The organism is Empedobacter sp. 225-1 (assembly GCF_030328185.1).
Taxonomy (GTDB): domain Bacteria; phylum Bacteroidota; class Bacteroidia; order Flavobacteriales; family Weeksellaceae; genus Empedobacter; species Empedobacter stercoris.
This window is the reverse complement of sequence record NZ_JACALO010000040.1, coordinates 1-26,971: the sequence shown is the minus strand read 5'-3', so window position 1 is coordinate 26,971 and position 26,971 is coordinate 1. Positions and strand designations below refer to the sequence as shown.

Genomic DNA, 26,971 nt, shown 5'->3' with positions numbered 1-26,971 from the left:
AAAATCCAACTATACAAGAACATATGTATTCTAAAAAGCAAAAAAAAGAAGCTGTCTAGTTTTGAGACAGCTTCTTTTTTTATGATTTGTTTAGAATAAAAATCTGTACAATTATTCATTTTCGGTCTAAAAAGAGAAAAAAACTGTTAAAAAATGCTTCATTTCATAACATTTACAATTTTTGGCATCATAATTTCTTATCACTACAAACAATAAAAAAACAATTAACCTTTAATAATAATTCGTATGCAAGGATTAGAAGATAACAATCAACCCACAAACAAAGGAAAAAATGGTTTAGTAATTCCTTTAGCTTTAGCGGGAATCTTATTAGCTGGTAGTGTTGGATATAATATTTATCAAGCAAATCAAATAGGAAACCTTGAAAAAAATGACTCTTTAAACTCTCAAATCCTTAAAAATGAAACCAATCAAAAAGATCAAATTCGTAGACAATATGATTCTATCTTAAACGATTACACGCAATACAAAGCGCGTATAGAGGATCGTAACAATTTGTTAGGCGATAAAGAAAATATGATTCAATTAAAGAATCAAGATATTCAAGAAATCTTAGAAAAAGACAATCCTACAGCAGAAGAAATGAATCGTGCACGTAAGATGATTAACGATTTAGAAGGTAGTGTAAAAAATTATAAGTCAGAAGTTGCTCGTTTACAAAAAGAAAATGCAATTCTTGTACGTAATGTTGAAGATTTAAACAATAAAAATTCTGCATTAACAACAGATAATAATAATTTAAGAGAAAACAACAAAGAATTAACGTATAACTACCAAACAGAGAAAAACGTTCGCCAAAAAGATAACGCTATTTCGAAAGGAAAAATTAATGAATTAAGTTCGACTTTATCTGTTTCAAATCAACAAATTAAAGGTATCCGAGTAAGAAGTAGTGGAAAAGAAGTTGAAAAAACACGTGCAAAACGTATTGATAAAATTCGTGTTTCTTTTGATGTAGATCGCAATTCGAGAACAGAATCTGGAGACAAAAAATTATATGTTGCCATCTATAATCCTGATGGAACGTTAGGTAGATACGGAAATGCACAAGGTGGACAAATTGAATTAAGATCTGGAGATACAGTTGATTTCTCTGATGCAATTAGTTTCAATTACACAAATGGGCAAGTAAAAAATATTACATTTGATTGGGAAAATGAAGAATTCCAAAAAGGAGTTTATACTTTCAATGTTTACGAAAATGGATTTAAAATTAGTCAAGCAAAAATAACCCTGAACTAATTCATTGACACAAAGCTAACCAGAAAAGCTCAGCAAATGCTGAGCTTTTTTATGCTATTCATTCAAAACTATCGTTTAAGTAAATTGATACTAACAGTTGCCAATTCGTTATTTGGGTATTTTTTAAACAATGTTTTATCAGGCATTAATCCAGTTTCTTGACAAATGCGATGAAAAACATCAACCTCGACAATATATTGATCCGAAAAACCATGCGTTGCATCATAAGCTGTTGCAGGTGTATTTCCTAAATTTCTTGCTGTTAAATCTGGAGCAATTGTATGCAACTCGATTAACAATAATCCAAACTTATCAACATAAGGCGCCCATTTTTTGAGATGATTCAATAAATTCTGTTCCACATCGTTATTCGACAAACGTTTACCTCTAAAAGCAAATGCACCAGTGGACGTACTGATTCTATCTATTTTAACTTCTTTTACATCTTCCCAAATTCTATTATGATCTAAAAATGTTCTAATGTTCAACAAATCACTCAACTCAATAGAATAATCCTCTTTTAAATCAGTCGCCAATCGATCTGGATCACCGATATCGCCCCAAATCACTTTTGCCCAAATATCATTTTTAATTAAATTAGCACGCGTTACTTTCAATGCTGCTTGATTATAATCTGCACCAACTAAAAATAAAGGGTATTCATCCAAATGTTTTCCTCGCAATGTTTGTCGCTCTATCACATCATACAAATGCTGTAATAATGCACCATTTCCACATCCCATATCCAAAATACCTTTTGGTTGTTCTTCGATAGGACGATTAAAAATCTCGGCAATAAACTCATCTATCACTTTAAAATAAGTAGAATGTGCACCTCCACTACCCCAAACATTCATTTCGCGATTAACATGTTGCTCATCTTCGCCTTCTGTAATCTCTCTCAATTTCGTTGGCGAACCAAATAGTAAATCGTTCAATTTTGCAAACATTGGCAAATACGATACAGTAACACCGTAAGATGTTGCTCTACGTGCAAAAAACAAGCCTGTTTCAGTAAATTTATAATTCTTCTCGTGTTTTGAAAACCAACCTAATTCGGCAAGTCGCTCCAATATTTTTTCAAATGTTTGTGGATTTTTATGAAATTCATCTGGATTGAAAGAAGCTTCCATAAAATATTTATGAAACAAACCGCTCATTCCCATTCGAACAATGATAGGTCCAACCAAAGCTCCTTCGATATGTTTTGTAATTTGATAATGCAATGGTTTTTCAAGAAACTCTTCGTTATCACTTGTCAGTAAATATGTTTTGTACTTATCAAATAACTTGATCCATTTTTTACAAAATTCTTCCGAAAAATCATGTTGATGAATCACTTCATCTTCAGCTAAAAAAACACCTAAATCATGGTAAATATCAAAATTTGTAAATGCTCTGTCTGAATATTTATTGGTTTGAATTTCGACAATTTTTTGTTCATTATTTACCGTATACTCTAACATATTTTGAGAAGCCAACACACGCAAAGCAACATTTAAATATCCTTCGTTTGCTTGAAATTCTTTTGTTAGCTGATCCAATAACATCGTTTTATGTTCGACAATATAATGCAACACACCTTTGCTCGCTAAAACATTCAATATCGGTGCAGTTACCAAACCATCAAGATGTCTAAAGATTAACGATCTCAAATATTTTTTATCCATTTTGGTTGATTTTTTCTCTTATAAATATATTGATAATTACGAAATATTGGTAAGAAAAATAGCGTGATTTTAAATTACTTAAAATAAAAAAAACTCATCCGTAGACAAGGTTTTATAGGATTAATCAATTTTGATGAAATTTCCGTGCGAATTGAATTTCAATGTTTGTTTTGATTGTAAAAATTCTACTTCGTAAGAACCATCTTTTTTATCTCGTTCAATCTTTTTAATAGGACTTTTTAGATTATTTTTTTCAAGATAACTTTTTATTTTTTCAGGAAAAAAATTGGTTGGAATTGCTTTTCCTAACCCATTCTTCACTTCTATCCATTGTCCATTATCTGAAAATTCTAATTTTGTTCCATCTTTTAATTGAATATTATATGTTGTGATGTTGCGTTCAACTTCTTTTATAGCATTCAACAATTTGAGATTTCCGAAATTTTGTGCAAGAAAATTCTGCACATTTACAGGTAAATTGTTCGCTGAAACGACCATTTCATTTGAATCAATATTTACGTTTTTTTGTTGACCATCATCTTGTAAAATGACATAAGAGTTCGATGAATTCGATGAATCTGATCCATTCACTATATCGCTTTCCATAACGATAGGCTGCTCAGGCGCTTCCGATTTACTCGAAATAATATCATTTTCAGTAGATTTTTTTGATTCGCATGCAGTTAAAACTAAACTAAAAATAGCGAGTAATGATAAAACTATTTTTTTCATAATTTTGATTTTAAACGTTTATCAACAAGCATTATACCATAAAAAATGCTGATTAAAAATTTAACCAGCATTTAAGAGTTTATTTTTTCTTCTGAACGAGAATAAGATATTCCCACGGTTTTAATTTCAGTTTAGTTGTCGCATCAAATGGTACATCTTCATTGTTCATAAAGTTTTTATAAATTCCGTTAATTGGAACTGTAACTTCTTTTTCCGACTTTGTTAAATTTGCCACAAAATAAGCTTCTGTTGTATTTTTCTTTCGTTTGAAAGCTAAAATAGATTTATCATCAGATGTTTTTAATCGTTCGTAAGAAGCTGCTTTTTTCGCTCCATTAAAGGCTTCATTTGTTACTTTTAATTCTCCTAATTTTTCGTAAACACCTCTCATTTTTGCAGTTGGATTACGATCAATCGAATCTTTTACAAAGAATTTTAGTCGACGACTGAAATCTTCTTCTTGTCCATTATAAATCAACGGGATTCCAGGCAAGGTGTACGTTAAAACGGCAAAAGTTTCAACTGCATCACCCATTCTTTCATACTCTGTTCCTGCCCAAGAATTTTCGTCGTGGTTTGATGTGAATAATAATTTATAATCATCTGCTTGCCATTTTTTTGGAATCGAATCCATGTATGCATCAATCGCAGAAACATTCTTTTTACCTTTGGCGATATCATTCATAATATGATGAATTTCCCATCCATAAGCCGCGTCAAAAGCGTTTACTAAAAGATCTGGATTTTCTGTTTCACCTAACATAAATATCTCGCGATCACTTGCCAATTTCGGTTTCGCTTCTTCCCAAAAATCAGTTGGCACTTCATGTGCCATATCGCAACGGAAACCATCGATTTTGAAATCATCTAACCAATATTTCATATCAGCAATCATCTGTTTGCGCATTTCTTTGTTTTCGAAATTCAACGCTACAACATCTGTCCAATCATAAGGAGAATGCATTTTTCCATTCTTATCTTGTTCGTACCAATCGGGGTGTTGTTTTACCCAAGGATGATCCCAAGCTGTGTGATTCGCGACCCAATCTAAAATAACATACATGCCATTTTTGTGCGCTTCATCAACCAATTTCTTGAAATCTTCGGCATTCCCAAATTCTGGATTAATTCCTCTATAATCTTTGATCGAATAATATGAACCTAAACCTTCTTTTCTATTCTCTTCTCCAATCGGATGAATCGGCATAATCCAAAGGATTTTGACTCCCAATTTTTTGATGTTAGAAATTTCTTTTGTTACCGCTTCAAAAGTTCCTTCTGGCGAAAACTGACGAACATTCACTTCATAAATAACGGACGTTTCTGCCATCTCAGCTGTAAAAGGGACAAAGGCTTGTTCTTTCATTTCAGATTTTACATCCTCTGACTTTGTTTCTTTTTTGCTTTCGCAACTTATCATAAACAAAGTCGTTATCAACATTAAACCAGCTATTTTTTTTATCATTTTTATCTTCTATTTCTTGTAAAAAATTAATTCACTTTCTCTAATAATACTATATCAAAAGTTGTATTCATTTCAAAATTTCCGTTTACAACTTTTCCTGAAACACCTGAATATGCATCGCGAACTTTAGTTCCATCTTTCCAAACCGAACTCACATTAATTGACTTTTTACCAATAGGCATTTCCAGTCCAATAACGACATCATCTGTCTTGTATTTTCGTGTAAAAATATACGGCGAATTTTGTAAATCAGTTTGATTTCCTGCCCCAACTGCGGGATGATTTCGTCTAAATTGTCCTAATTTCTGGTAATGTTTCAATAATGATTCCGTTTCTGAATTTGGTTTGATACTTTCCCAATTCATATTCGAACGAAGATTAGCATCTCCTTCAACGCCCACAACTTCTAATGGACGAGCTGTTTCGTCACCATAATAAATCTGCGAAATACCAGGTGTCAACAACAATCGAGTACCTGCATCCCAAGGATTTTGACGATTTTTATCGAAAGGCGAACCATCGTCATGGGAAGTAATGTAACTCATTACAGATTTCCCTTCCATTTTGTTTTGAAGAATATCATTGTATCGATCAAAAACAGTTTGATTGGATTCTTTTTGAGTTGAGCGCAAATCGAAATTGATTAATGCATCAAATCCATTCTCGAAATAGTTAACTGTTTGATCAGGAAAATGAAATTGTTGTGCATCATTAATCGAATAATTATAAACTTCTCCTAACAAGAAAAACTTGTTTTGATCTAATATTTTGGTTGGATTTGCAGCTTTATATTCTTCAAAAGCATCTTGACAAATCTCATTGAATTTCTTCCATACATCTTCTTCTGTATGTTTTACTGTATCGACACGATAGCCATCAATTCCGTACTTTCTAATGTAATCAGAAAGCCATTTCATGATATAATATTTCGGTGCTTTTGGTAAATTATATGTTGTAAAAAAAGCATTCAATTCTGCTACTTCTTTCTCCAATCGACCTTCTTTCGACCATTTTGCTAACAATTGTGGTGGTAGTAAAACATCATTTTCGGATTCCGTTAAAATATCTGGTAAGTTTTTCACCAACGTACATTCTATCGTCGATTTATAGGAATCGTACGTGCATTGAGGAGAAACACGAACCCAATCCGAAGGAAAAACACCATCCGAAGTTGTCGCTGGACCAGTGTGATTAATCACCGCATCCAACATAATACGAATTCCTTTCGAATGTGCTTTATCAACTAATTCTTGTAACTCTTTTTCAGTTCCCCAATTTTTATCAATTGAAGTCCAATCTTTTGTCCAATAACCATGAAATCCATACGTTTTCCCTTGACCTTCGTCTACAAAACCATGAATTTGCTCCACGATTGGCGTCATCCAGATGGCGTTTACACCTAAATCAGTAAAATAATTAGCTTCAATTTTATTAATTACTCCACGAAAATCTCCGCCTTCGAAACCTCTTAATTTTGCTGTTTCGGTTGTCCTTCCGTAGTTTACATCATTTGTTTTATCTCCATTTTCGAAACGATCTGTCAATAAAAAATAAACATTTGCTGCATTCCAAACAAATGGTTGTTTTTGGCTTGATTCATTTTCTTGTGATGATTTAACTTCTTTATTAGTTGCAACTTTTGAGGTTGTACAAGATGTAAAAAACAAACCTGCAAATAAACTAAGTTTTACTATTTTTTTAATCATTGATTCTGATTTTAAACATTATAGATGAGTCTTAAACAAGCTCAGAATGACAATTTCCGTTTTGTCATGTTAAACATATTTCAACATCTCATCATTCTTTATATAATCTTGAAACAAGTTTAAGATTACTTTCTATTCGTCATTTCAAGTGATTCTGATAAGAATCGTATCGAGAAATTAGGCGAATTTTCACATCTTACTTCTCGATATAAATTTTCTCCATTATCATTTCGAAAATTCACTCGAAATGACGTGAAATTAGAATTTAAAACTTTTTAAGTCTAAAATTTATTTAATCTCTTTAATACTAATTGCAAAACCTCCACCAGCTTGAGATGTTAAATCTAAAACTGATTTTACGTCAACCTTTTTTGTTTCGATTTTATAGGCTTGAGGATTTGTTTTGTAATGCGCATCTTTTGCATCAGCATAAATTGTTGCTTCGTATTTTTTCCCTTTCTCTAAGAAATCTAATTTGAGTTTCGTTGATCGAGGCGTTTCGCCATTCACATTTCCAATAAACCAGTTGTTTGAGTTTTTATCTTTACGTGCAATTGTTAAATATTTTCCTGGTTCAGCTTCCAAATAGTTAGAATCTTGCCAATCTACAGGCACATCTTTAATGAATTGAAATGCATCAGAAAATTGTTTGTAATGCTCGATAATATCAGCTGCCATTTGCAAAGGCGAATACATTGTCACGTACAAAGCCAACTGATTTGCTATTGTAGAATTAACATGCGAATGGTTGTTTGGATTTAATTTCTTCACATCCATTTCGAAAATACCCGGTGTATAATCCATTGGTCCACCTAAAAGACGTGTAAATGGTAAAATTGTGACGTGATTTGGTTTAGATCCTCCGAATGCTTGATATTCTGTTCCACGCGCAGATTCATTACCGATTAAGTTTGGCCATGTACGTGCAAGTCCAGTAGGACGAACCGCCTCGTGTGCATTCACCATAATTTTATAATCAGCCGCTTTTTCTATCGCATATTGATAATGATTGATGGTATTTTGACTGTAATGATAATCTCCACGAGGAACGATATCTCCTACATATCCACTTTTTACAGATGTATAACCATTCTTATTCATAAATTGATAGGCTTTGTCCAAATGTCTTTCGTAGTTTCGAATTGCCCCTGATGTTTCGTGGTGCATCATAATTTTTACACCTTTTGATTTTGCATAAGCATTTAACATTTTTACATCAAAATCTGGATAAGGTGTTAAAAAATCGAATACGTAATCTTTATGATTTCCAAACCAATCTTCCCAACCTTCGTTCCAACCTTCTACTAAAACAGCATCAAAACCGTGCTCTGCAGCAAAATCAATATATTCTTTTACATGTTTGTTATTCGCAGCATGTTTTCCATTTGGTTTCGCATTTTTATAATCTGTTACACCTAATTGTATAGTTGGAAATTCATCTGTATAAGCCCAAGAACTTTTTCCTGTAATCATTTCCCACCAAACACCGATATATTTTACTGGTTTGATCCAAGAAGTATCTTTGATTTTAGAAGGTTCATTTAAATTATAAATTAATTGTGGCCCTTTAAATGCTACTTCTCTTGCATCGTCACTTGCAATAATTGTACGCCAAGGCGTATTGAAAGGTGCTTGTAAATACCCTTTATCACCTAAAGCATCTGGTGTTAACCACGATTCAAATGTTAATGTTTTATCATCTAAATTTAAACTCATTGCAGGATAATTAATCAACGCCGCTTCGTGTAAGTTGATGTAAAGCCCATTTGTTGCTTTCATCATCAGAGCTGTTTGTACACCTGTTTTTGAGAACGCTTGTTGAGATGCATTTCCGATGTATGCTTTATCAAATAAACCTCTAATTTCTGTTAATTTAGATTCTGTATAATCGTATTCTTGTGTATCGTAATCTCCAGGAATCCAGAAAGCGGTATGATCTCCTGCCATTGCGAATTGAGAACGCTCTTCTTTGATGACAAAATATTTCAAATTCTTTTGTTCTGGAAACTCGTATCGGAAACCTAAACCTTCGTTGAATAAGCGAAAACGAATAATCATTTGACGATCTGTATTTGACTGAGAAACCGTCACCGCTAATTCGTTAAAATTATTTCTGATTTTATCGACTTCTCCCCAAACTGGTTGCCATGTTTCGTCGAAAGTTAATGTTTTGGTAGCAATGATTTTAAAACCTGATAAAAAGTTCGCAATATCTTTTGCTTTATCGTCTTCCACTCGGTCTTGGACAGCGAAATCCATTTCTTTGTGCTTCGTTTTAAATTCAAATCCTAAATGACTTGGATTGATTACATCTTTTCCTTTATATTTTAATTGATAAGTCGGTTTTCCATCTTTTGACAATGAGAAATCCATCACAAAATTTCCATTTGGCGATTTCAATTCTTGTCCATAAACCATGTTCATCATTGCGATCCCTAAACCAAGTATAAACTTAAAGTTTTTCATAGTGTTTGTTTTTATATTTTTTGTTTGTTTTATGCTTTACGTCTAATGCTTAAAGCTATAAATTACATGTTGAGCTGAACTGTTTTCAGTTTTTCATTCTCTCCTTTATGTGATCCTGCACTTCGACATGCTCAGTGCGGCAGTTCAGGATGACTTATTACTTTTTAAGTTCAATAATCATTGCAGTTTTACCATCAATTGAGATTTCTTCACTTGATTTAATTGGAAATATTTTATCTGAAATAATCTCTTTACCTGAAGTAATTCCATCTAATGATTCTGTAAATCGATCTAATTTGAAGGTTTGTTTTTCTGGATTTGCATTCAAAACAACCATTACAGATTCTTTCTCGTTGTATCTAAAATATACATAAACATTTTGCTGTGGCATATAATGTTTTGTTTTCCCTGAATGGATCACTTCTTTATTTTTTCTCCAATTGAAAACTTTTGCTGTAAAATCGTGAAATTGTTTTTGCTCCAAAGTTCTTCCTTCGTTTGTAAAAGCATTTTTCTGATCAGCTTTCCATCCACCAGGAAAATCGCGACGAATATCTGCATCCCCTTTACTTTTATCGCCACGCATACCAATTTCAGAACCATAATACACTTGCGGGATTCCACGAACAGTAGAAATTAATGATAACCCCAGTTTATAATCATTAATATTACCATTCATCATTTCGTTCCAACGTTCTGTATCGTGATTTTCCATAAATACAAACATGTTGTTAACATTTGGGTATAAAAAGTCATTTGTAAACGAATTGTACAATTTGATCATTCCTTTGTCCCAAGACTCTTCTTCTTTGATTGCTTTTGGTAATTCTGAGAATAAATTAAAATCCATTACAGAAGGCAAATGTGAATTATAATTGTCAATTTCAGCAATCTTCGAATCTTTTTGCCAATACGAAATATGAGCTGGCGAATACATCCACGCTTCACCTACGATATTAAAATTAGGATATTCTGTCGTAATAGCTTTTACCCATTTCGCCATTCCTTCTTTGTTATTGTACGGATATGTATCCACACGCATTCCGCCTAATTCTGCATATTCTATCCACCAAATGGCATTTTGCGTCAGATAATTTAATACCAAAGGATTTGATTGATTCATGTCTGGCATTGTATAATCAAACCAACCGTCTAACGCTTCTTTTTTGTCTATTTCCGAAGCATTTTTATCAAACTGAGTTGTTGTCCGATAATTTGAGCGACGGAAACCATCTTTTCCTCCTGGAAATTTGTGAATCCAATCTTGCGATGGTAAATCCTGAATCATCCAATGCGAAATTCCCCAATGATTGGTTACATAATCTTGAATTAAGTACATCCCACGTTTATTCAATTCACGAGAAAGTTCTCGATAATCTTCATTTGTTCCGTAACGTCCATCAATCTTATATAAATCTGTCTGTGCATAACCATGATACGAATGTTGTTTTTCGTTATCCTCGTTAACAGGCGTTAACCAAACTGCAGTTGCCCCAAGATTTTGAATATAATCTACATTATTAATAATTCCTCGCAAATCTCCACCATGTCTACTATCTGGAATAGAACGATTGGCTTTATCAGTCAATACTTTTTTCGAATCATTGCTTTCGTCACCGTTTGCAAAACGATCTGGCATGATTAAATACACCACATCTTTTGACGTAAAAGAAGAACGATTGGCAGAATTTGGCTGACGATCTTTTAACTCGTACGTGTACGAATCAACAACTTTATTTTTGTTTTTGATGTTAATTTTGAAGGATGATTTGTTTACATCATTTGTATTAACCGTTACAAAAACATAGTTTGGATTTTCTGTTTTCTGAATATCTTTGATCTTTATTTGATCCGATAACTCAATACTGTATTTACTGATATCTTTTCCGTAAACCAAAATTTGAACTTCTGGATTTTTCATCCCTTTCCACCAAAACATGGGCTCTACTTTTTGTATTTGAGCAAAAGCAAAGTTTGATAGTAAAGAGGTTAATACGAATAGTTTTTTCATTTTGTTTATTTTTTATTATTCATTTTTATTCATGACTATTTTAAATTCTTTTATATGAATTCATATGCCCTTTGGGGAAGTCTTGACACAAAAACGAATCAAAAAAGTCAAGGCTTTAAATACGTTTTCCAAAAAAAAACGTAGAACACATCACTTAAAACTTATAACCTTAAATAAAAATACCTCGAAAGCCAAAGCCTTCAAGGTATTTGAATTCCCTTTATTAAATTGAAGGCTGAACAATAACTTTTTGGTCGAAAACATAAACCTCTAATGGCTTTGTTCCTTCCAATTCGAAAGTAGTTTCTCCTTTATTTACATTGACTTTTAGGATTTGATTACGGAAATTGATTTTAAACGAAAAACCTTTCCATTGTTCTGGTAAACGTGGTTCAAAATATAATTGATCGTTTTTAACACGCATTCCACCAAATCCTTCTACAATCGACATCCAAGTACCTGCCATTGATGTGATGTGTAATCCTTCGTGAACTTCTTTGTTATAATCATCTAAATCTAAACGAGAAGTTCTCAAGTAGAAGGTATATGCTTGATTCATTCTTCCTAACGTTGCCGCTTGAATAGAGTGAACACAAGGCGATAATGATGATTCGTGAACCGTTAATGGTTCGTAGAAATCAAAATGTTTTTCTAATTGCTCTTTTGTAAAATGATCTTCGAAATAATAGAATGATTGTAAAACGTCTGCTTGTTTGATATAAGCTGAACGTAAAATACGATCCCACGACCATTTTTGATTGATTGGTCGTTCTTCGTTAGATAATTCAGAAACAGGTGTTAAATCTTTGTCCAAGAAACCATCTTGTTGCAAGTAAACTCCTAATTCTTCGCTAAATGGAAAATAGATATTTGCTGCAATATTTTTCATTTCTGCTAACTCAGTATCTGTAAGATTTGTTTTAGCGACAATTCGTTCAAAATCTTGTGGATAATTTGTTTTAACATTTTCAACTTGATCAATCAAATAATTCATACACCATTGCGCACAATAATTTGAGTGAAAGTTATTATTCACATTATTCTCATATTCGTTAGGTCCTGTTACTCCTAACATGACATATTGTTTCTTGTCATTTGACCAATTAACACGCTGTTTCCAGAAACGTGCAATTCCTAATAAAACCTCTAAACCAGCTTCAGGAATATAAGACTCATCACCCGTAAAACGAGTATAATTGTAAATCGCAAAAGCAATTGCTCCATTACGATGAATTTCTTCGAAGGTAATTTCCCATTCGTTATGGCATTCTTCTCCGTTCATCGTAACCATTGGATACAATGCAGCTCCTTTATTGAAACCTAATTTCGCTCCGTTTTCTATCGCTTTATCCAATTGATTGTAGCGATACATTAACAGATTTCGTGCTACTTTTTGATCTTTAGTTACCATATAAAACGGTAAGCAATACGCTTCTGTATCCCAATAGGTAGATCCACCGTATTTTTCACCTGTAAATCCTTTTGGACCGATATTTAAACGTGCGTCTTTTCCTGAGTATGTCTGGTTTAATTGAAAAATATTGAAACGAATTCCTTGTTGTGCTTTCGTATCACCATCTATCGTAATATCTGCCATTTCCCAAGTCTTCGCCCAAGCCTCTTTTTGGTTTATTAACAATTGTTCATAACCTAAATTATTCGCTTGTTCTAAAACCTTTTCAGCAGCAGAAATCAATTCATTTTCGAAATGATTTGTTGAAACAACATAACCTCCAAATTTTTCAATGGTTACTGTATCATTGGTTTTAACCTCAACTTCATATGTAAATTCAACTTTTGTATTCGTTTTAACATTGGAAATTGATTTGACTTGTTGATAACTTCCATTAATAGAAATTTTACTTTCCATAAAAGTCACCACATTAAAGTGTGTTTTAAACGTTTGTGCTTGTACAAAACCTTGTTCAGCTTTTATTTCTGACGAAATTGGCTCCCAAAATGTTTCTTCCCAATTGGCATCTTCATTTTTTACACCAGCATCTACATAAGGTTTAAAAACAATTTTCGCATCACCGTTCAACGGTTTGATATCATATTTTATCACACCTAATTCATCCAAATCAGCAGAAAGAAAACGACGAACAAACACTTCAATTTCTAATCCAGAAGGTAAAGTAGCTACAAAAGAACGATCCAATAAACCTTCTTTCATATTCAGTTCACGACGAAAGTTTTTGATTTCTTTACACGTATTCAAATCAAATTGTTCACCATTAATTTCGATGTTAATTCCGATCCAAACTGGTGCATTTAACACTTTTGCAAAATATTCTGGATAACCGTTTTTCCACCATCCCACTTTTGTTTTATCAGGATAATAAACTCCAGCGATGTAACTTCCTTGAAACGTATCACCTGAATAAAATTCTTCGAAATTTGCACGTTGTCCCATTGCTCCATTACCGATAGAAAATAAACTTTCAGACGATTTTACGCGATCTTTTTCAAACCCTTCTTCGATAATTGACCATGCATTCGGGATGATATAATCTTGATTCATTTTTATTGTATTGTAAGTTGTTTGTGTTTTATTGATTGATCAATTCCATTAAGAATTCTTCTGTGATTTCTGTAAAATTGTTAAAATTATGGTTGGCTTCATTCAAAACCGAAGAATCTCCAATTCCTATGCTTGTCATACCTGCAACATTTGCTGCTTGAATTCCTGCAACAGAATCTTCGAACACGATTGAATTCTCATTTGGTTGATTGGCTTTTTTAGCTCCAACGATAAAAACTTCTGGATCTGGTTTGGCATTCGTAACGTCATTTCCATCAACGATATCATCAAAATAATTTAGAATATTTACTTTTTCTAAAATTGGTCGTGCATTCTTAGAAGCAGAGCCTAAAATGATGGGTTGATGATTTGCTTTCAGAAAGTTTAAAACTTTCATGACTCCGGGTAAAATTTCAGAATCGTCCATTTTGTTGATATAACCTAAATATTCTTCGTTCTTCTGAATTAACCATTCGTTTTTTTGTTCATCTGATGCATGAACACTTCCTAATCCAAGGATAATTTCTAAGGAACGTACACGAGAAACACCTTTTAGCAACTCGTTATGATCGTGTGTAAAATCGATATTCAAATTATTTGCTAAATTTTTCCATGCTAAATAATGGTACTTTGCAGTGTCTACGATGACACCATCTAAATCGAAAATAAATGCTTTAGTTTTCAAAATGATTATGCTTTGATTGGTTCATCCACATCTTTTACACGCGTTACAAAAAGTGCAGCTATGATTAAAGCAACTCCACTTGTTACGATGGCGTAGATTGGATTATCATTATAAATATATTTCACTATAGGTCCGCCCAATAGAGCGTTGACAATTTGAGGCATGCAGATAAAGAAATTAAAAATTCCCATGTAAACGCCCATTTTTTTGGCTGGAATTGCTCCTGCTAAAATCGCATATGGCATGGATAGAATACTTGCCCAAGCGATTCCTACTCCAACCATGGAAAGGATTAATAATTTTGGATCATGAATAAAATAAATGGAAATTAATCCTAAACCTCCACAAATTAAAGAAATGGCATGGGTTGTTTTGCGACCAAATTTTAAGGCAATTGAAGGTAAGAAAAATGCAAAAATTGCTGAAATCCCGTTGTAAACTCCGAAAATAATTCCAACCCAATCTCCTGCTTTTTGATAGGTTTCTGAATGTGTGTCATTCAATGATAAACCATATACATGGTGTGCTATTGCAGGAGTTGCATATACCCACATACCGAATAAAGCAAACCATGTAAAAAATTGAACCAAGCCTAATTGTTTCATGGTTGTAGGCATATTCCCAAAATCTATAAAAATTTGAGAAAGACTTGATTTTTCTTCTACAATCGGTTCTTTTCCTTCTGCCTTTTCAAATGCTTCTAACTGTTCTGGCGTGTATTCTTTTGTAGTAAAAATGGTAATTAAAACTGTTACGATAATTGCTATTGCTCCAATGATAAATGATAAAATCAAGTGAAAAGGAATTTCTCCTTCCGCAGCCGTGCTCGAAACACCAAACCAATTGCTCAAAACATAAGGTAACCAAGAACCAATTACAGCACCTAAACCAATAATAACTGTTTGAATAGAATAACCTAAAGTTCGCTGATCTGAAGGTAACATATCTGCTACAAACGCACGCATAGGCTCCATTGCGATGTTGAATGAAGCATCCATGATCATTAAAAATCCTGCACCCATCCATAAAGCAGGCAATAATGCTGTAAATGCACCCGCTTGTGGCATTAAGATTAATCCGAAAGAAGCCAATAGGGCTCCTACTAAAAAGTAAGGTTTTCTACGTCCAAATTTAGACCATGTATTATCCGAATAATGTCCGATGATCGGTTGAACAATCAATCCCATTAATGGAGCGACAATCCAAAACCAAGACAATTCGTGTACATCAGCTCCAAAAGAACTTAAAATTCGGCTTGCATTTGCATTTTGCAAAGCAAATCCCATTTGAACTCCTAAATATCCGAAACTTAAATTCCAGATTTCAAGAAATCCTAATCTACGCTTTTTCATTATCGTAATTATTATTAATTATTTACGATAAGCGTTTCAGCTTATCAAAACTATATTTTTGGTTTGAGAAGTAAAAATATGTTTTGATTAGATTACAATGTTAAAACAATTTTTTGGGATTATTGCAACTGTTACAATTATTTAACCTAAAAATACTTACTAAAACGTTGTAGTTTCTCGGTGCAATAATTCTGTTCCGACAACTTCGGTTATATAATGTTCGTGTTCGTTTTCTGATTCTAATTTTTGAATTAAAAGTCGGGCTGCTATCTCACCCATTTTGAATGCATTTTGTTTGACTGTAGAAATGCTTGGTATTGAGTTTTTGGATATTACACCATCAGTAAAAGCGATTAAATGTAAATCTTCTGGCACTTTAATCCCTCTTTTAAGAGCTGTTCTTAACACTTTTACAGCATACAATTCGTTAACTGCCATAACAGCATCAAATTCATTTTTTTCGAAAAAATCATCAATCATAGTGTCCAATTGACTTTCATCTTCTATTCTTAAAATCAAATTTTCGTTAACGTCAATCCCATTTGCTTTCAATGTTTTTTTATAGCCTTCTGTTCTTAATCTTCCGACACTTATGTAATCTGGTGTTGTAATAAACCCAATTTTCTTACGTCCTTTACTGATAAAGTATTGTATCGCTTCTTGTGTCGCTAAGACATCATCAATAATCACTTTATCGGTATACACCTCACGTGTTACACGATCGAACATTACAACTGGCATACCTTGATTGATAATTTCTTTGATGTGATGATAGTCTTTTTTGGCTTGGGTTTCTTTGGAAAGAGAAATGACGAATCCATCTATACTACCAGAAGCAAGCATTTCCATATTAATTACTTCTCGTTCGTAGGACTCATTTGATAAACATATTAAAACATTGTATCCTGATTGATTCGCTAAATTTTCGATACCGCTAATTACCATAGCGAAAAAATCGTGCACAATTTCGGGAATAATCACGGCAATAGTTTTCGTCTTTCGATTCTTTAAACTTAATGCAATATTATTTGGTTTGTAGTTGTATAATTTTGCGAAAGCTTGAATTTTATTTCGTGTAGCTTCACTGATTTCATCACTATTTTTTAAAGCCTTCGAAACCGTTGATATCGAAACATCTAATTCTTTTGCAATCTGTTTTAAAGTCAAATTCTTTTTCATAATCTTCTTTCTACCTAAACCATCAATCGTATTCGACTAATTTCTGTTTTTTTTATTAAATATTAACATCCTTCAGCAATTAATTTAATTATTTATTAACACGAAAACGTTTTCGTAACTATTATAAGTGTACAACATACACAATCAATGAATTAAAGGACTTACATTTGAAATTGAGAAGTAAAAATATAAATTAAAAATTAACGAAACAAAACGGAAAATATATGAGGATTTTAAAACAATCTCTTCTTGCATTAGTTTTATCAAGCCCTGCGATTTTATCTGCACAAACTGCAGTTAAAGGAACAGTTTATGATAGCACAAACAATGCAGTTCTTGCTGGTGCTGATGTTTCGAACATCACAACAGGAGTATCTACAATTTCTGATGAACAAGGAAATTTTACTTTAGAAGCGAATGACGGTGATATTATCGTGATTAGCAACTTTGGCTACGAAGATCAAGAAATAACATATGCTGGACAAACACAATTGCAATTACGTTTAGGAAAAACGACCGAAAACTTAAAAGAAGTTGTTGTTATCGGCTATGGTACAGCGAAAAAAGAAGATGTTACAGGTTCTGTTAATCAATTGAATTCAGAGGATTTTAACAAAGGATCGATTACATCTGCACAAGAATTAATGACTGGAAAAATTGCTGGTGTTGTTGTTACATCTGCCGGTGGTGCTCCTGGTGATGGACAAAATATTATCATTCGTGGTAATAGTTCGTTATCATTAAACTCTCAACCATTATATGTAGTCGACGGTGTTCCATTATCAGAGGTAAATATTGGAGGTTCTCGAAATCCATTGGATTTCTTAAATCCGAATGACATCGAAACCATGACTATTTTGAAAGATGCTTCGGCAACTGCCATTTACGGTTCTCGTGCTGCAAATGGTGTTGTAATGATAACAACTAAAAAAGGAAAAGGTAAAAAATTCAAATTTAGTTATAATTCTACCACATCTGTATATCAGCCTGAAGGTTATATACAGATGATGAATGCAGATCAGTTCCGTGAATTAGTAAAATCTGTTGGAACAACTGATGATGTAGCTAAATTAGGAAATGCAAATACAGATTGGCAAAAAGAAATTTATAGAACTGCTATAGGTTTTGATCATAGCCTTAGTGCAATGGGAAATATTGGAGGAAACATGCCTTCTCGTTTTTCTGTATCGAATACAAATCAAGATGGTATTTTGAAAGGAGATAATGTTAATCGTACAACTGCATCTTTTAATCTTAATCCTTCGTTATTAGATAATCATTTAAAATTTGATTTTAACGCAAGAGGATCATACATTGAAAATGATTTTGCTAATCGTGATGCAATTGGTGCAGCTCTAGAATATGATCCAACTCAATCAGTTTATTCAGGAAATTCATTATTTGGTGGTTATCACACTTGGGCTTCTGGAAATACCAGAAATGGTTTAGCACCTACAAACCCAGTCGCGTTAATCAATGAAGTTAGTGACACATCAGAAGTTCGTCGTTTTGTAGGAAATGCTAAAATGGATTATAAGTTACATTTTTTACCTTCAGTAACTGCTACTGTTAATCTTGGTTATGATATTTCTAATGCAAATGGTCGTAAAATAACTACAGAGAATTTACCTTCATCAGAGCAAAATTGGGATGGATCAAAAACAACATTCAGTGCACAATTTTATAATAAATTACTTGACGCTTACTTAACTTTCAACAAAGATTTTGGAAAACACAATGTAAATGTTGTTGCTGGTTATGGATATCAATATTTTAATACATATAACCATAGTTACGATAGTGAATTAGAACAAAAAGGTAATCCTGAATTTGAATTTGTGGATCGCGATCATTCTACTTTGTTATCATATTACGGACGTGTAAACTATAATTTCGATAATCGATACATTTTAACAGGTACATTACGTGCAGATGCTTCTTCTAAATTAAATCCTAATGATCGTTGGGGATATTTCCCTTCTGTCGCAGTTGCATGGAATATTTCGAATGAAGAGTTCTTAAAAGGTAATTCAACTGTTAGTGATTTGAAACTACGTGTGGGTTACGGAGAAGTTGGAAACGTAAACGGATTAGGAAATTTCCAATTTTTGACTCGTTATAAAATTTCTCAATCAACTGCTTATTATCAATTTGGTTCAACATTTTATCAAACATATAGACCAGATCCGTTAAGTGAAAACCTAAAATGGGAAATTTCGAGTACATTAAATGTTGGTGTTGACTATGCTTTATTTAGAAATCGTATTTATGGTAGCTTAGATATCTATCAAAAGAAAACGAAAGATTTAATTGCGAAAGTATACGTAGATCCATTTACTAATTTTGGAAGTATGATCGATAAAAATATCGGTGATATGGAAAATAAAGGTGTTGAATTTAGTATCAATGCTGATATTATTAAAACAAAAGACATTGATTGGTCATTTGGATACAATATTGCATATAATGATAATAAAATTAAAAACCTGTCAACTGATAATCTAGTTGGAGGAATTGACGGAGGAACAGGAAATAACATTCAAATTCATAGAGAAGATTATACTCCATATAGTTTCTATGTGTACAAACAAATTTACGATGTAAACGGAAAACCAATCGAAGGTGCTTACGAAGATTTAAACAAAGATGGAATCATCAATGATAAAGATCGTTATATTCACAAAAGTCCATATGCAGATATCACAATGGGATTCAATACATATTTCCGATATAAAAATTGGGACTTATCAGCAACAGCCCGTGCAAGTTTAGGGAATTATGCTTATAATAATGTTGCTTCTGCAAAGGGATATAGTGCGAAAGCTACAGGTAATGGGCAAAACTATTTATCTAATGTACATACTGATTACTATAATGCAGGTTTCTCAACAATTACAAATACTAATTTATTGAGTGATTATTACGTACAAGATGCATCTTTCTTCCGAATTGATAACATTACATTAGGTTATAATTTAAAACAAGCCATCAAAGGAATGGATGTTCGTCTTTACGGAGCTGTTCAAAATGTTGCTGTATTTACAAATTATAATGGATTAGATCCTGAGATGTTTGGAGGAATTGATAACAGATTTTATCCTCGTCCACGAACATTTGTCTTTGGTTTAAATGTTAACTTCTAAGAAAACAACAATGAAAAAATTTAAAATTTCAACATATTTATTAACTGCAATTTTTGCATTCTCTATTTCTTCGTGTCAAGATGATTTGGATTTAAAACCAAATGATCCAGATATTTTTACACAGTTTGATGTTTTTAAGGATCCAGCAACTGCTAAATCTGGTTTAGCAAAAGTGTACGCTTCTTTAGCTTTAACTGGTCAAAAAGGTCCAGATGGAGATAGTGATATTTCAGGGATAGATGAAGGAGCTTCTCAATATACACGTTTATTATTTAATGTAAATGTTTTACCTACAGACGAAGCCATTATTGGTTGGGGAGATGTTGGTGTTCCAGATATGCATGCAATATCTTGGAGTGCAAGTAACCCATTTGTTGAGGCTATGTATTACAGATTAGCTCAAACCGTTTCATTTTCAAATTCCTACATTAAGAATGCTGAAACGTTAGCTCAAACATCTGAAGAAGTTAAGCAGTATATTGCTGAAGCACGTTTTATTAGAGCATATGCTTATTATAGTTTAATGGACTTTTATGGAAACGTACCTTTGGTAACAGAAATTACATCAGAATTACCAACACAGAGTAATCGTCAAGAAATATTTTCTTTCATCGAGTCTGAGTTAAAAGCAATTGATACTGACTTAGTAAATAGTCGCTCAAATGAATATAGTCGAGTAGATAAAACAGCTGCACAAGCGTTATTATCTCGTTTATATTTAAATGCAGAAACTTGGATTGGTCAAGCAAAATACACAGAAGCTATCACATATTCTAATCAGGTAATACAATCTGGTTATAAAATTAACACAAATGATGTTAACAAAAATGGTTCTGCATATGATGAATTATTTCTTGGAGACAATGATACAAATGGTGCGCAAGAAGAGGCTATTTTTGTTTTAAATTTTGATGGAAATTATTCTAAAACATATGGAGGGTCAACATTTTTGATTAAAGCAGCTATTGGAGGAAAAATGCAACATGATAATTATGGTGTTAATGAAGGCTGGGGAGGTATTCGTTCAACAAAAGCATTAGTTAACCAGTTCTCAAACTCTATTTCAGAAACTAATTCCGAAGGAAATCCTATTGCATGGAAAGATAAACGTGCAATGTTTTTTACAGATGGACAAAGTTATGAAATTGAAAGTGTAAGTACTTTTGCTCAAGGATATGCAGTTCAGAAATTCTCTAATATAAAATCAAATGGAACAGCAGGAAATGATCCTTCTGCTGTATTTGCTGATACTGATGTTCCTATTATTCGTTTAGCTGAAATCTATTTAAACTATGCTGAAGCTGTTTTACGTGGAGGAACTGGTGGTGATCGTGCAACTGCATTGAATTTAGTTAATCAATTAAGAACTCGTGCATACGGAAATACATCAGGTAATATTACTGACGGACAATTAAACTTAGATTTCATTTTAGCTGAAAGATCAAGAGAATTGTATTGGGAAGGAACGCGTAGAACGGATTTAATTCGTTTCAGTAAGTTTACAAATAATTACAATTGGCCTTGGAAAGGGGGTGTTCAAAACGGTACTTCTGTAGATGCAACAAAAAGCCTTTATCCAATTCCATTTAATGTAATTACAATCAACAAAAATTTAACTCAAAATCCTGGTTACTAAGATGAAAAATTTTATAAAATATATTTCGTTCGCTTGTGCAAGTGTTTTTGCGTTAAGCGCATGTAATGACGATGAAGACATCATACAATTAGATCCCTCAACATTTGTAGCGCCTGTAGTAGAAGCACCAACATCTAATTCGATTGTATTATTAGAAGAAAATGCGGCTTCAACTGCGATGACGTTCAAATGGTCTGCTGCTAATTATGGTGTAAACACTCCACCTAAATATGAATTAGAAATTGATTTAGCAGGAAACAATTTCGAAAATGCTAAAACAGTAACTTCTACATCCGCTACAACGGCTGATGTAACGGTTAAAGAATTAAATTTAATTTCTACAGATTTAGGTTTAGAACCTTTTAAAGAAGGTGAATTAGAATATCGAGTTGTATCAACAGTTGGTACTCCTGGTTCTCAACCATTAATTTCTAATGTCAATATATTAAAAATAACGCCATATCCAACAGATTTATCTACAAATTGGGGTATTGTTGGTTCTGCTACTCCTAACGGTTGGGACGGGCCAGATGTTCAATTTTGGAAAACTGATGTTACAAATGTATTTGTAGCGTATACAGATTTAAAAGCTGGTGAAATCAAATTCCGTCAAGACAACAAATGGGAGTTAGATTATGGTGGATCTAATGGAAAACTTGAAAAAGGAGGTAAAAACATCGCAGTAGATGCCGGTACTTACAAGATAACTATGGACTTAACAAATCTAACTTATAAATTAGATAATTATTCTTGGGGATTAGTAGGTGACGCTACAGCAAACGGATGGGATGGTCCAGACCAAAAATTGTCTTATGATGGTACTTTAGATGCTTGGACTATTACTACAACATTAAAAGATGGAGAATTTAAATTCCGTTTAAATAATGATTGGGGAACAAATTTTGGTGGTACAAGTAATGCAGGAGAATTAACAGACAAAGACGGTACTAACATCAAAATAAAAGCTGGGAAATATAAAATCACAGCTAATTTCAACAAGAAAACTTATACAGTAGAAGCTCAATAAAATTTTTTCTCATCAACAAATAATTTTTTAAAAGCCATTAAAATTCAATTACGTTTTTTAATGGCTTTTTTCTAAAACTACACAAAACATGAAAAACATTCTATCTATTTTAATGCTTTTAATGGTAATATCTTTTACCAAAGCACAAATTACAACAACTCCTTCACCACCCGAAGCAAACCAAGCAGTTGTAATAAACTTCGATAAAACAGGAACAGGTCTTGCCAATTATTCAGGAGATATTTATGCGCATACAGGCGTAACTATTGATGGAAAACAATGGGAAAATATAATTGAAAGTTGGGGAAATAATACCACTCAACCCAAATTAACTTTCGTTTCTGGATCAACCTACAAATTAGAAATCCCTACATCTATTTATCAATTCTATGGAGTTGATACTTCTAAAAATATTACAGCAATAGATGTTGTTTTTAGAAGTGCAGATGGAAAACAACAAACTACGGATCTTTCTATTTCGGTAGGTTCTTTCAAAGTTACTTTAACTAATCCGCTCGAAAATTCAATTACAAATGTTTCTTCAGGATCAAGTTTTAACATCAAAGCGATAGCTACAAAATCTGCTAATTGGACATTATCTGCTAACGGAACTCAAATTGATGCATTAAATAATTCAACTTCTTTTGATAAAAATTATACCATTTTACAAAATCAGAATTATACATTAAATGCAACTTTTAATGGTCAAACAATAAGCAAATCTTTTACAATTAATATCAAACCAACGGTTAAAGATGTAGCCATTCCATCTAATTTACATGAAGGAATTAATTATTTGAATAATGATTTTACAAAAGCATATTTGGTTTTATACGCTCCACAAAAAGAGTTCATTCATGTAATCGGAAGTTTCAATAATTGGCAACTTTCTGATCAATATGTGATGAATCGAGATACTACTAACAAGGATTTATATTGGATTGAATTATCTAATCTTAAAGCAAGTGAAATCTATACGTTTCAATATCGAACAAGTGATGGAATCAAAACTGCAGATCCTTATTCGACTTTAGTTTTATCGCCTTATGATGATCCGTATATTACCGCAGCAACTTACCCAAATATGCCTGTATATCCTACTGGACAACAATTTGAAGTTTCGGTTTTACAAACAAATCAAGCAAAATACAATTGGAAAGTTTCAAATTTCAATCGCCCAAATAAAGAGAATTTGATGATTTACGAATTATTAATTCGTGATTTCAATTCGACAAAAACATGGCAATCTTTAATTGATGATTTTGATTATTTCAAAAAATTAAACATCAACGCAATCGAAGTTATGCCCGTAATGGAGTTTGAAGGAAATATTTCTTGGGGTTATAATACAGCTTATCATCTTGCTTTGGATAAAGCTTATGGACCAGCAGATAAAATGAAAGAGTTCATCGATTTGTGTCATCAAAATGGAATTTCAATCATTTTAGATGTTGCTTTAAATCATGTTTATGGTCGATCTCCGTTGGTTAGAATGTGGATGAATGATCCCGACAATGATGGTTTTGGAGAACCAACTACTACAAATCCTTATGTTAATCAAACCTCAAAACATAGTTACAATGTTGGATACGATTTAAATCATCAATTAACACCAACTCAAAATTATGTACAACGTACATTAAAACATTGGATTGAAGAGTTCAAAATTGATGGATTTAGATGGGATTTAACAAAAGGATTTACACAAAATTGTACACCTTCTGATGAAACTTGTACAAACGGATATCAGGCTGATCGTGTAGCAATTTTAAAAAAATATGCAGATATGCAATGGACAATTGATCCGAATTCCTACATCATTTTTGAACATTTAGGAAATAATGGTTCAGCACAAGAGGAAACAGAATGGGCGAATTATCGCATTAACGAAGGTAAAGGAATTATGCTTTGGGGTAAAGCGACTAATAATTTTAATCAAAATACAATGGGATATGCTTCGGATAGTAACTTTGATTGGTTGAAGCATACTGTAAAAGGTTTTACGAAAAAACATTTGGTTGCCTACGCAGAAAGTCATGATGAAGAAAGAATGATGTACAAGAATTTACAATATGGTGCATCATCAGGAACTTATAATGTAAAAGATTTAAAAACTTCTTTAGAAAGACAAAAAGCTTTAGGTGCCGTTCTATTTACGATTCCTGGTCCTAAAATGTTGTGGCAATTTGGAGAATTAGGATATGATTATTCGATCAATCATTGCGAAGATGGAACAAATAATGACGGATGTCGCACCAATCCAAAACCTATTCCAAGCGAAATTGGTTACTTAACAAATGCCGATAGAAAATCTGTTTATGAAGTTTGGTCAAAAATTATTGGTCTTAAATTAAACAACAAAGTTTTCGAAACTGATAATTATACAATTAAATCTGGAGATTTAAAACCGCGTATTCAGATTACAAATAATTTATTATCGTCGTCTGATTTATATGAGGTAATTGTTATTGCAAACTTCACAACAAGCACTCAAGCAATTGCGCCACTTTTTCCATTTACAGGAAATTGGTACAATTTGATGGACGAAACAACGCTGAATGTCACCAATACAAATTCATCATTTACAGTTAATCTAAATCCAGGTGAATTTAGAATTTTCGGGAATGCAAAAGCAAATTTATCAACAGATAATATTGAGGTTAATTCAGAAAAAATCTCTGTAACTCCAAATCCAGTTTCTTCCTCTTTTTCATTAAATATTAATTCAGAAAAAGTAAAAATTTATGATTTATCAGGAAAGTTGGTCAAAGAATTTTCAGGAAAATTTTCAGCAATACATCAATTTAACATCAAAGAATTACCAAAAGGTATTTACATTCTTGACATTGAAGCTAAAAATCGAAAATCGTCGGCGAAACTGATTAAAAATTAATTTCAAAAAAAGCCATTAAAATTCGTTTTGATGGCTTTTCATTTTCACAAATCGTTGAAAAATCAATAACTTGTCGGTTAATTTACACCATGACAAAAAAGAAAAATTCTACTTGCCATTTTTTCCTTCGCTTATACGCTGGGATTTGCCCAAACCAACAAACAAGTTTTATTTACAATCAAAAATCAATCGGATGTCAAATGTTATCGCATTCAGAGTATCATTACATCAGCAAAAGGAATATTGATTGCGGCAATCGACGAGCGTGTTCCAAATTGTGGCGATTTACTTTACAATCCTAATATCAATATTGTGATTAGGAAAAGTGATGACAAGGGAAAAACATAGTCAGCAATCAAGCGAGTTATCGATTTTCCAGATCAAGAATCTGCTTCTGATGTATCAATGGTTTTGGATGAAAAGACAAAAGAAATTTATCTTTTTTACAATTACATGAATCATAAAATTGCGAAAAATGAATTTCGATTACATTTTGTAAAAAGTGCTGACAATGGAGAAACGTGGTCAAAACCTGTTGATATTACGGACCAAATTACGCCAACGGAATGGAAAAAAGATTTTAAATTCATTACTTCTGGTCGTGGCGCATACACAAAAGAAGGTTGGATTTTGAATACATTGGTTCGATTGAAAGACGGTGTTTACGTATTCGGAAGTAAAGATCATGGAAAAACGTGGGAACGAATTTCGAGTGTTGCAGAAAAAGCTGACGAAACAAAAATTGGATGTTAAATGCGCGCATTCAAAATGCTGGTTTCCGTAAAATATTTATCTCAAAAGATCAAGGAAAAACATGGACTTCTAAAATGGATGAACAATTAATTGATCCAACTTGTAATGCTTCGACATTGGTTTTAGGAAAAGATATTGTGTTTAGTAATTTGCATGATTCAAAAGATAGTCAAAAACCTGGGATTGAAAGTAAGTAGAGATCAAGCGAAAACATGGAATTTTTTCAAAACTATAGAACCAAATTCTTCGGCTTATTCCGTTTTAACGAATATATCAAAAAATAAAATTGGTATTTTTTATGAAGCTAATGATTACCAAGATATGGTTTTTGAAGTAGTTGATTTAAAATAAATTCAATCTGTAACGTCCTGAAAAAAATGATACAGGATTAAACCAATAAAATTTTATTTTAAACAGTACATATATTCGTATTTGTACTGTTTTTCTTTTTGTACGATTTTGGTATTAA

The 26,971-nt window shown here is 32.5% G+C and carries 18 protein-coding genes; 8 read left to right on the top strand and 10 right to left on the bottom strand.

Features of this window, described 5'->3' with window-relative positions; genetic code table 11:
- Positions 1-246: 246 nt before the first annotated feature.
- The gene (locus HX088_RS11605; protein ID WP_171622835.1) at positions 247-1,263 is read left to right on the top strand and encodes a DUF8428 domain-containing protein; all 1,017 of its coding nucleotides are present in this window, start codon (positions 247-249) and stop codon (positions 1,261-1,263) included.
- Positions 1,264-1,331: 68 nt separating this feature from the next.
- Here the strand turns inward: HX088_RS11605 and HX088_RS11600 are convergent, their stop codons facing one another.
- The 10 genes from HX088_RS11600 to HX088_RS11555 form a co-directional block, all read right to left on the bottom strand.
- Positions 1,332-2,933, bottom strand: coding sequence for a class I SAM-dependent methyltransferase (locus tag HX088_RS11600; protein ID WP_188319582.1), 1,602 nt, complete (start codon positions 2,931-2,933; stop codon positions 1,332-1,334).
- A gap of 120 nt (positions 2,934-3,053) precedes the next feature.
- Positions 3,054-3,665 (bottom strand): PepSY-like domain-containing protein, encoded by a 612-nt coding sequence (locus HX088_RS11595; protein ID WP_284584239.1) that lies wholly within the window; start codon positions 3,663-3,665, stop codon positions 3,054-3,056.
- Positions 3,666-3,744: 79 nt separating this feature from the next.
- The gene (locus tag HX088_RS11590) at positions 3,745-5,130 is read right to left on the bottom strand and encodes an alpha-amylase family glycosyl hydrolase (protein ID WP_284584240.1); all 1,386 of its coding nucleotides are present in this window, start codon (positions 5,128-5,130) and stop codon (positions 3,745-3,747) included.
- Between the two features lie 26 nt (positions 5,131-5,156).
- Positions 5,157-6,836 carry an alpha-amylase family glycosyl hydrolase gene (locus HX088_RS11585; RefSeq protein ID WP_284584241.1) on the bottom strand — a complete coding sequence of 560 codons (1,680 nt, stop codon included), beginning with the start codon at positions 6,834-6,836 and terminating at the stop codon, positions 5,157-5,159.
- A 288-nt stretch (positions 6,837-7,124) separates the two neighbouring features.
- The gene (locus HX088_RS11580) at positions 7,125-9,302 is read right to left on the bottom strand and encodes a glycoside hydrolase family 97 protein (protein ID WP_260541220.1); all 2,178 of its coding nucleotides are present in this window, start codon (positions 9,300-9,302) and stop codon (positions 7,125-7,127) included.
- Between the two features lie 157 nt (positions 9,303-9,459).
- Positions 9,460-11,313 (bottom strand): glycoside hydrolase family 13 protein, encoded by a 1,854-nt coding sequence (locus HX088_RS11575; RefSeq protein ID WP_284584242.1) that lies wholly within the window; start codon positions 11,311-11,313, stop codon positions 9,460-9,462.
- A gap of 223 nt (positions 11,314-11,536) precedes the next feature.
- Complete coding sequence (mdxK, locus tag HX088_RS11570) at positions 11,537-13,834, bottom strand: maltose phosphorylase MdxK (protein ID WP_171622842.1); 2,298 nt, start codon at positions 13,832-13,834, stop codon at positions 11,537-11,539.
- Positions 13,835-13,862: 28 nt separating this feature from the next.
- Positions 13,863-14,519 carry a beta-phosphoglucomutase gene (pgmB, locus tag HX088_RS11565; RefSeq protein WP_225541777.1) on the bottom strand — a complete coding sequence of 219 codons (657 nt, stop codon included), beginning with the start codon at positions 14,517-14,519 and terminating at the stop codon, positions 13,863-13,865.
- A gap of 5 nt (positions 14,520-14,524) precedes the next feature.
- On the bottom strand, positions 14,525-15,871 hold the full coding sequence (locus HX088_RS11560) for an MFS transporter (protein WP_286484239.1): 1,347 nt from the start codon (positions 15,869-15,871) through the stop codon (positions 14,525-14,527).
- A 159-nt stretch (positions 15,872-16,030) separates the two neighbouring features.
- Positions 16,031-17,050: a LacI family DNA-binding transcriptional regulator gene (locus HX088_RS11555; RefSeq protein ID WP_286484238.1), complete on the bottom strand. Its 1,020-nt coding sequence runs from the start codon at positions 17,048-17,050 to the stop codon at positions 16,031-16,033.
- Between the two features lie 224 nt (positions 17,051-17,274).
- On the opposite strand from HX088_RS11555, the gene HX088_RS11550 reads away from it, so the two are divergent.
- The 7 genes from HX088_RS11550 to HX088_RS11520 all read left to right on the top strand — a co-directional run bounded on the left by HX088_RS11550 (position 17,275) and on the right by HX088_RS11520 (position 26,853).
- Entirely contained in the window at positions 17,275-20,193 is a 2,919-nt protein-coding gene (locus HX088_RS11550) for a SusC/RagA family TonB-linked outer membrane protein (protein WP_286484237.1), read from the top strand.
- 10 nt (positions 20,194-20,203) lie between these two features.
- Complete coding sequence (locus HX088_RS11545; RefSeq protein ID WP_286484236.1) at positions 20,204-21,829, top strand: RagB/SusD family nutrient uptake outer membrane protein; 1,626 nt, start codon at positions 20,204-20,206, stop codon at positions 21,827-21,829.
- Between the two features lies 1 nt (position 21,830).
- The gene (locus HX088_RS11540; RefSeq protein ID WP_286484235.1) at positions 21,831-22,856 is read left to right on the top strand and encodes a SusE domain-containing protein; all 1,026 of its coding nucleotides are present in this window, start codon (positions 21,831-21,833) and stop codon (positions 22,854-22,856) included.
- 88 nt (positions 22,857-22,944) lie between these two features.
- Entirely contained in the window at positions 22,945-25,749 is a 2,805-nt protein-coding gene (locus HX088_RS11535) for an alpha-amylase family glycosyl hydrolase (RefSeq protein WP_286484234.1), read from the top strand.
- Positions 25,750-26,103: 354 nt separating this feature from the next.
- The gene (locus tag HX088_RS11530; protein ID WP_349676700.1) at positions 26,104-26,502 is read left to right on the top strand and encodes an exo-alpha-sialidase; all 399 of its coding nucleotides are present in this window, start codon (positions 26,104-26,106) and stop codon (positions 26,500-26,502) included.
- Positions 26,496-26,699 carry a sialidase family protein gene (locus HX088_RS11525; protein ID WP_225532379.1) on the top strand — a complete coding sequence of 68 codons (204 nt, stop codon included), beginning with the start codon at positions 26,496-26,498 and terminating at the stop codon, positions 26,697-26,699. The genes HX088_RS11530 and HX088_RS11525 overlap by 7 nt, the downstream gene beginning before the upstream one ends.
- Complete coding sequence (locus tag HX088_RS11520) at positions 26,686-26,853, top strand: sialidase family protein (protein ID WP_225532378.1); 168 nt, start codon at positions 26,686-26,688, stop codon at positions 26,851-26,853. The genes HX088_RS11525 and HX088_RS11520 overlap by 14 nt, the downstream gene beginning before the upstream one ends.
- Positions 26,854-26,971 lie beyond the last annotated feature (118 nt).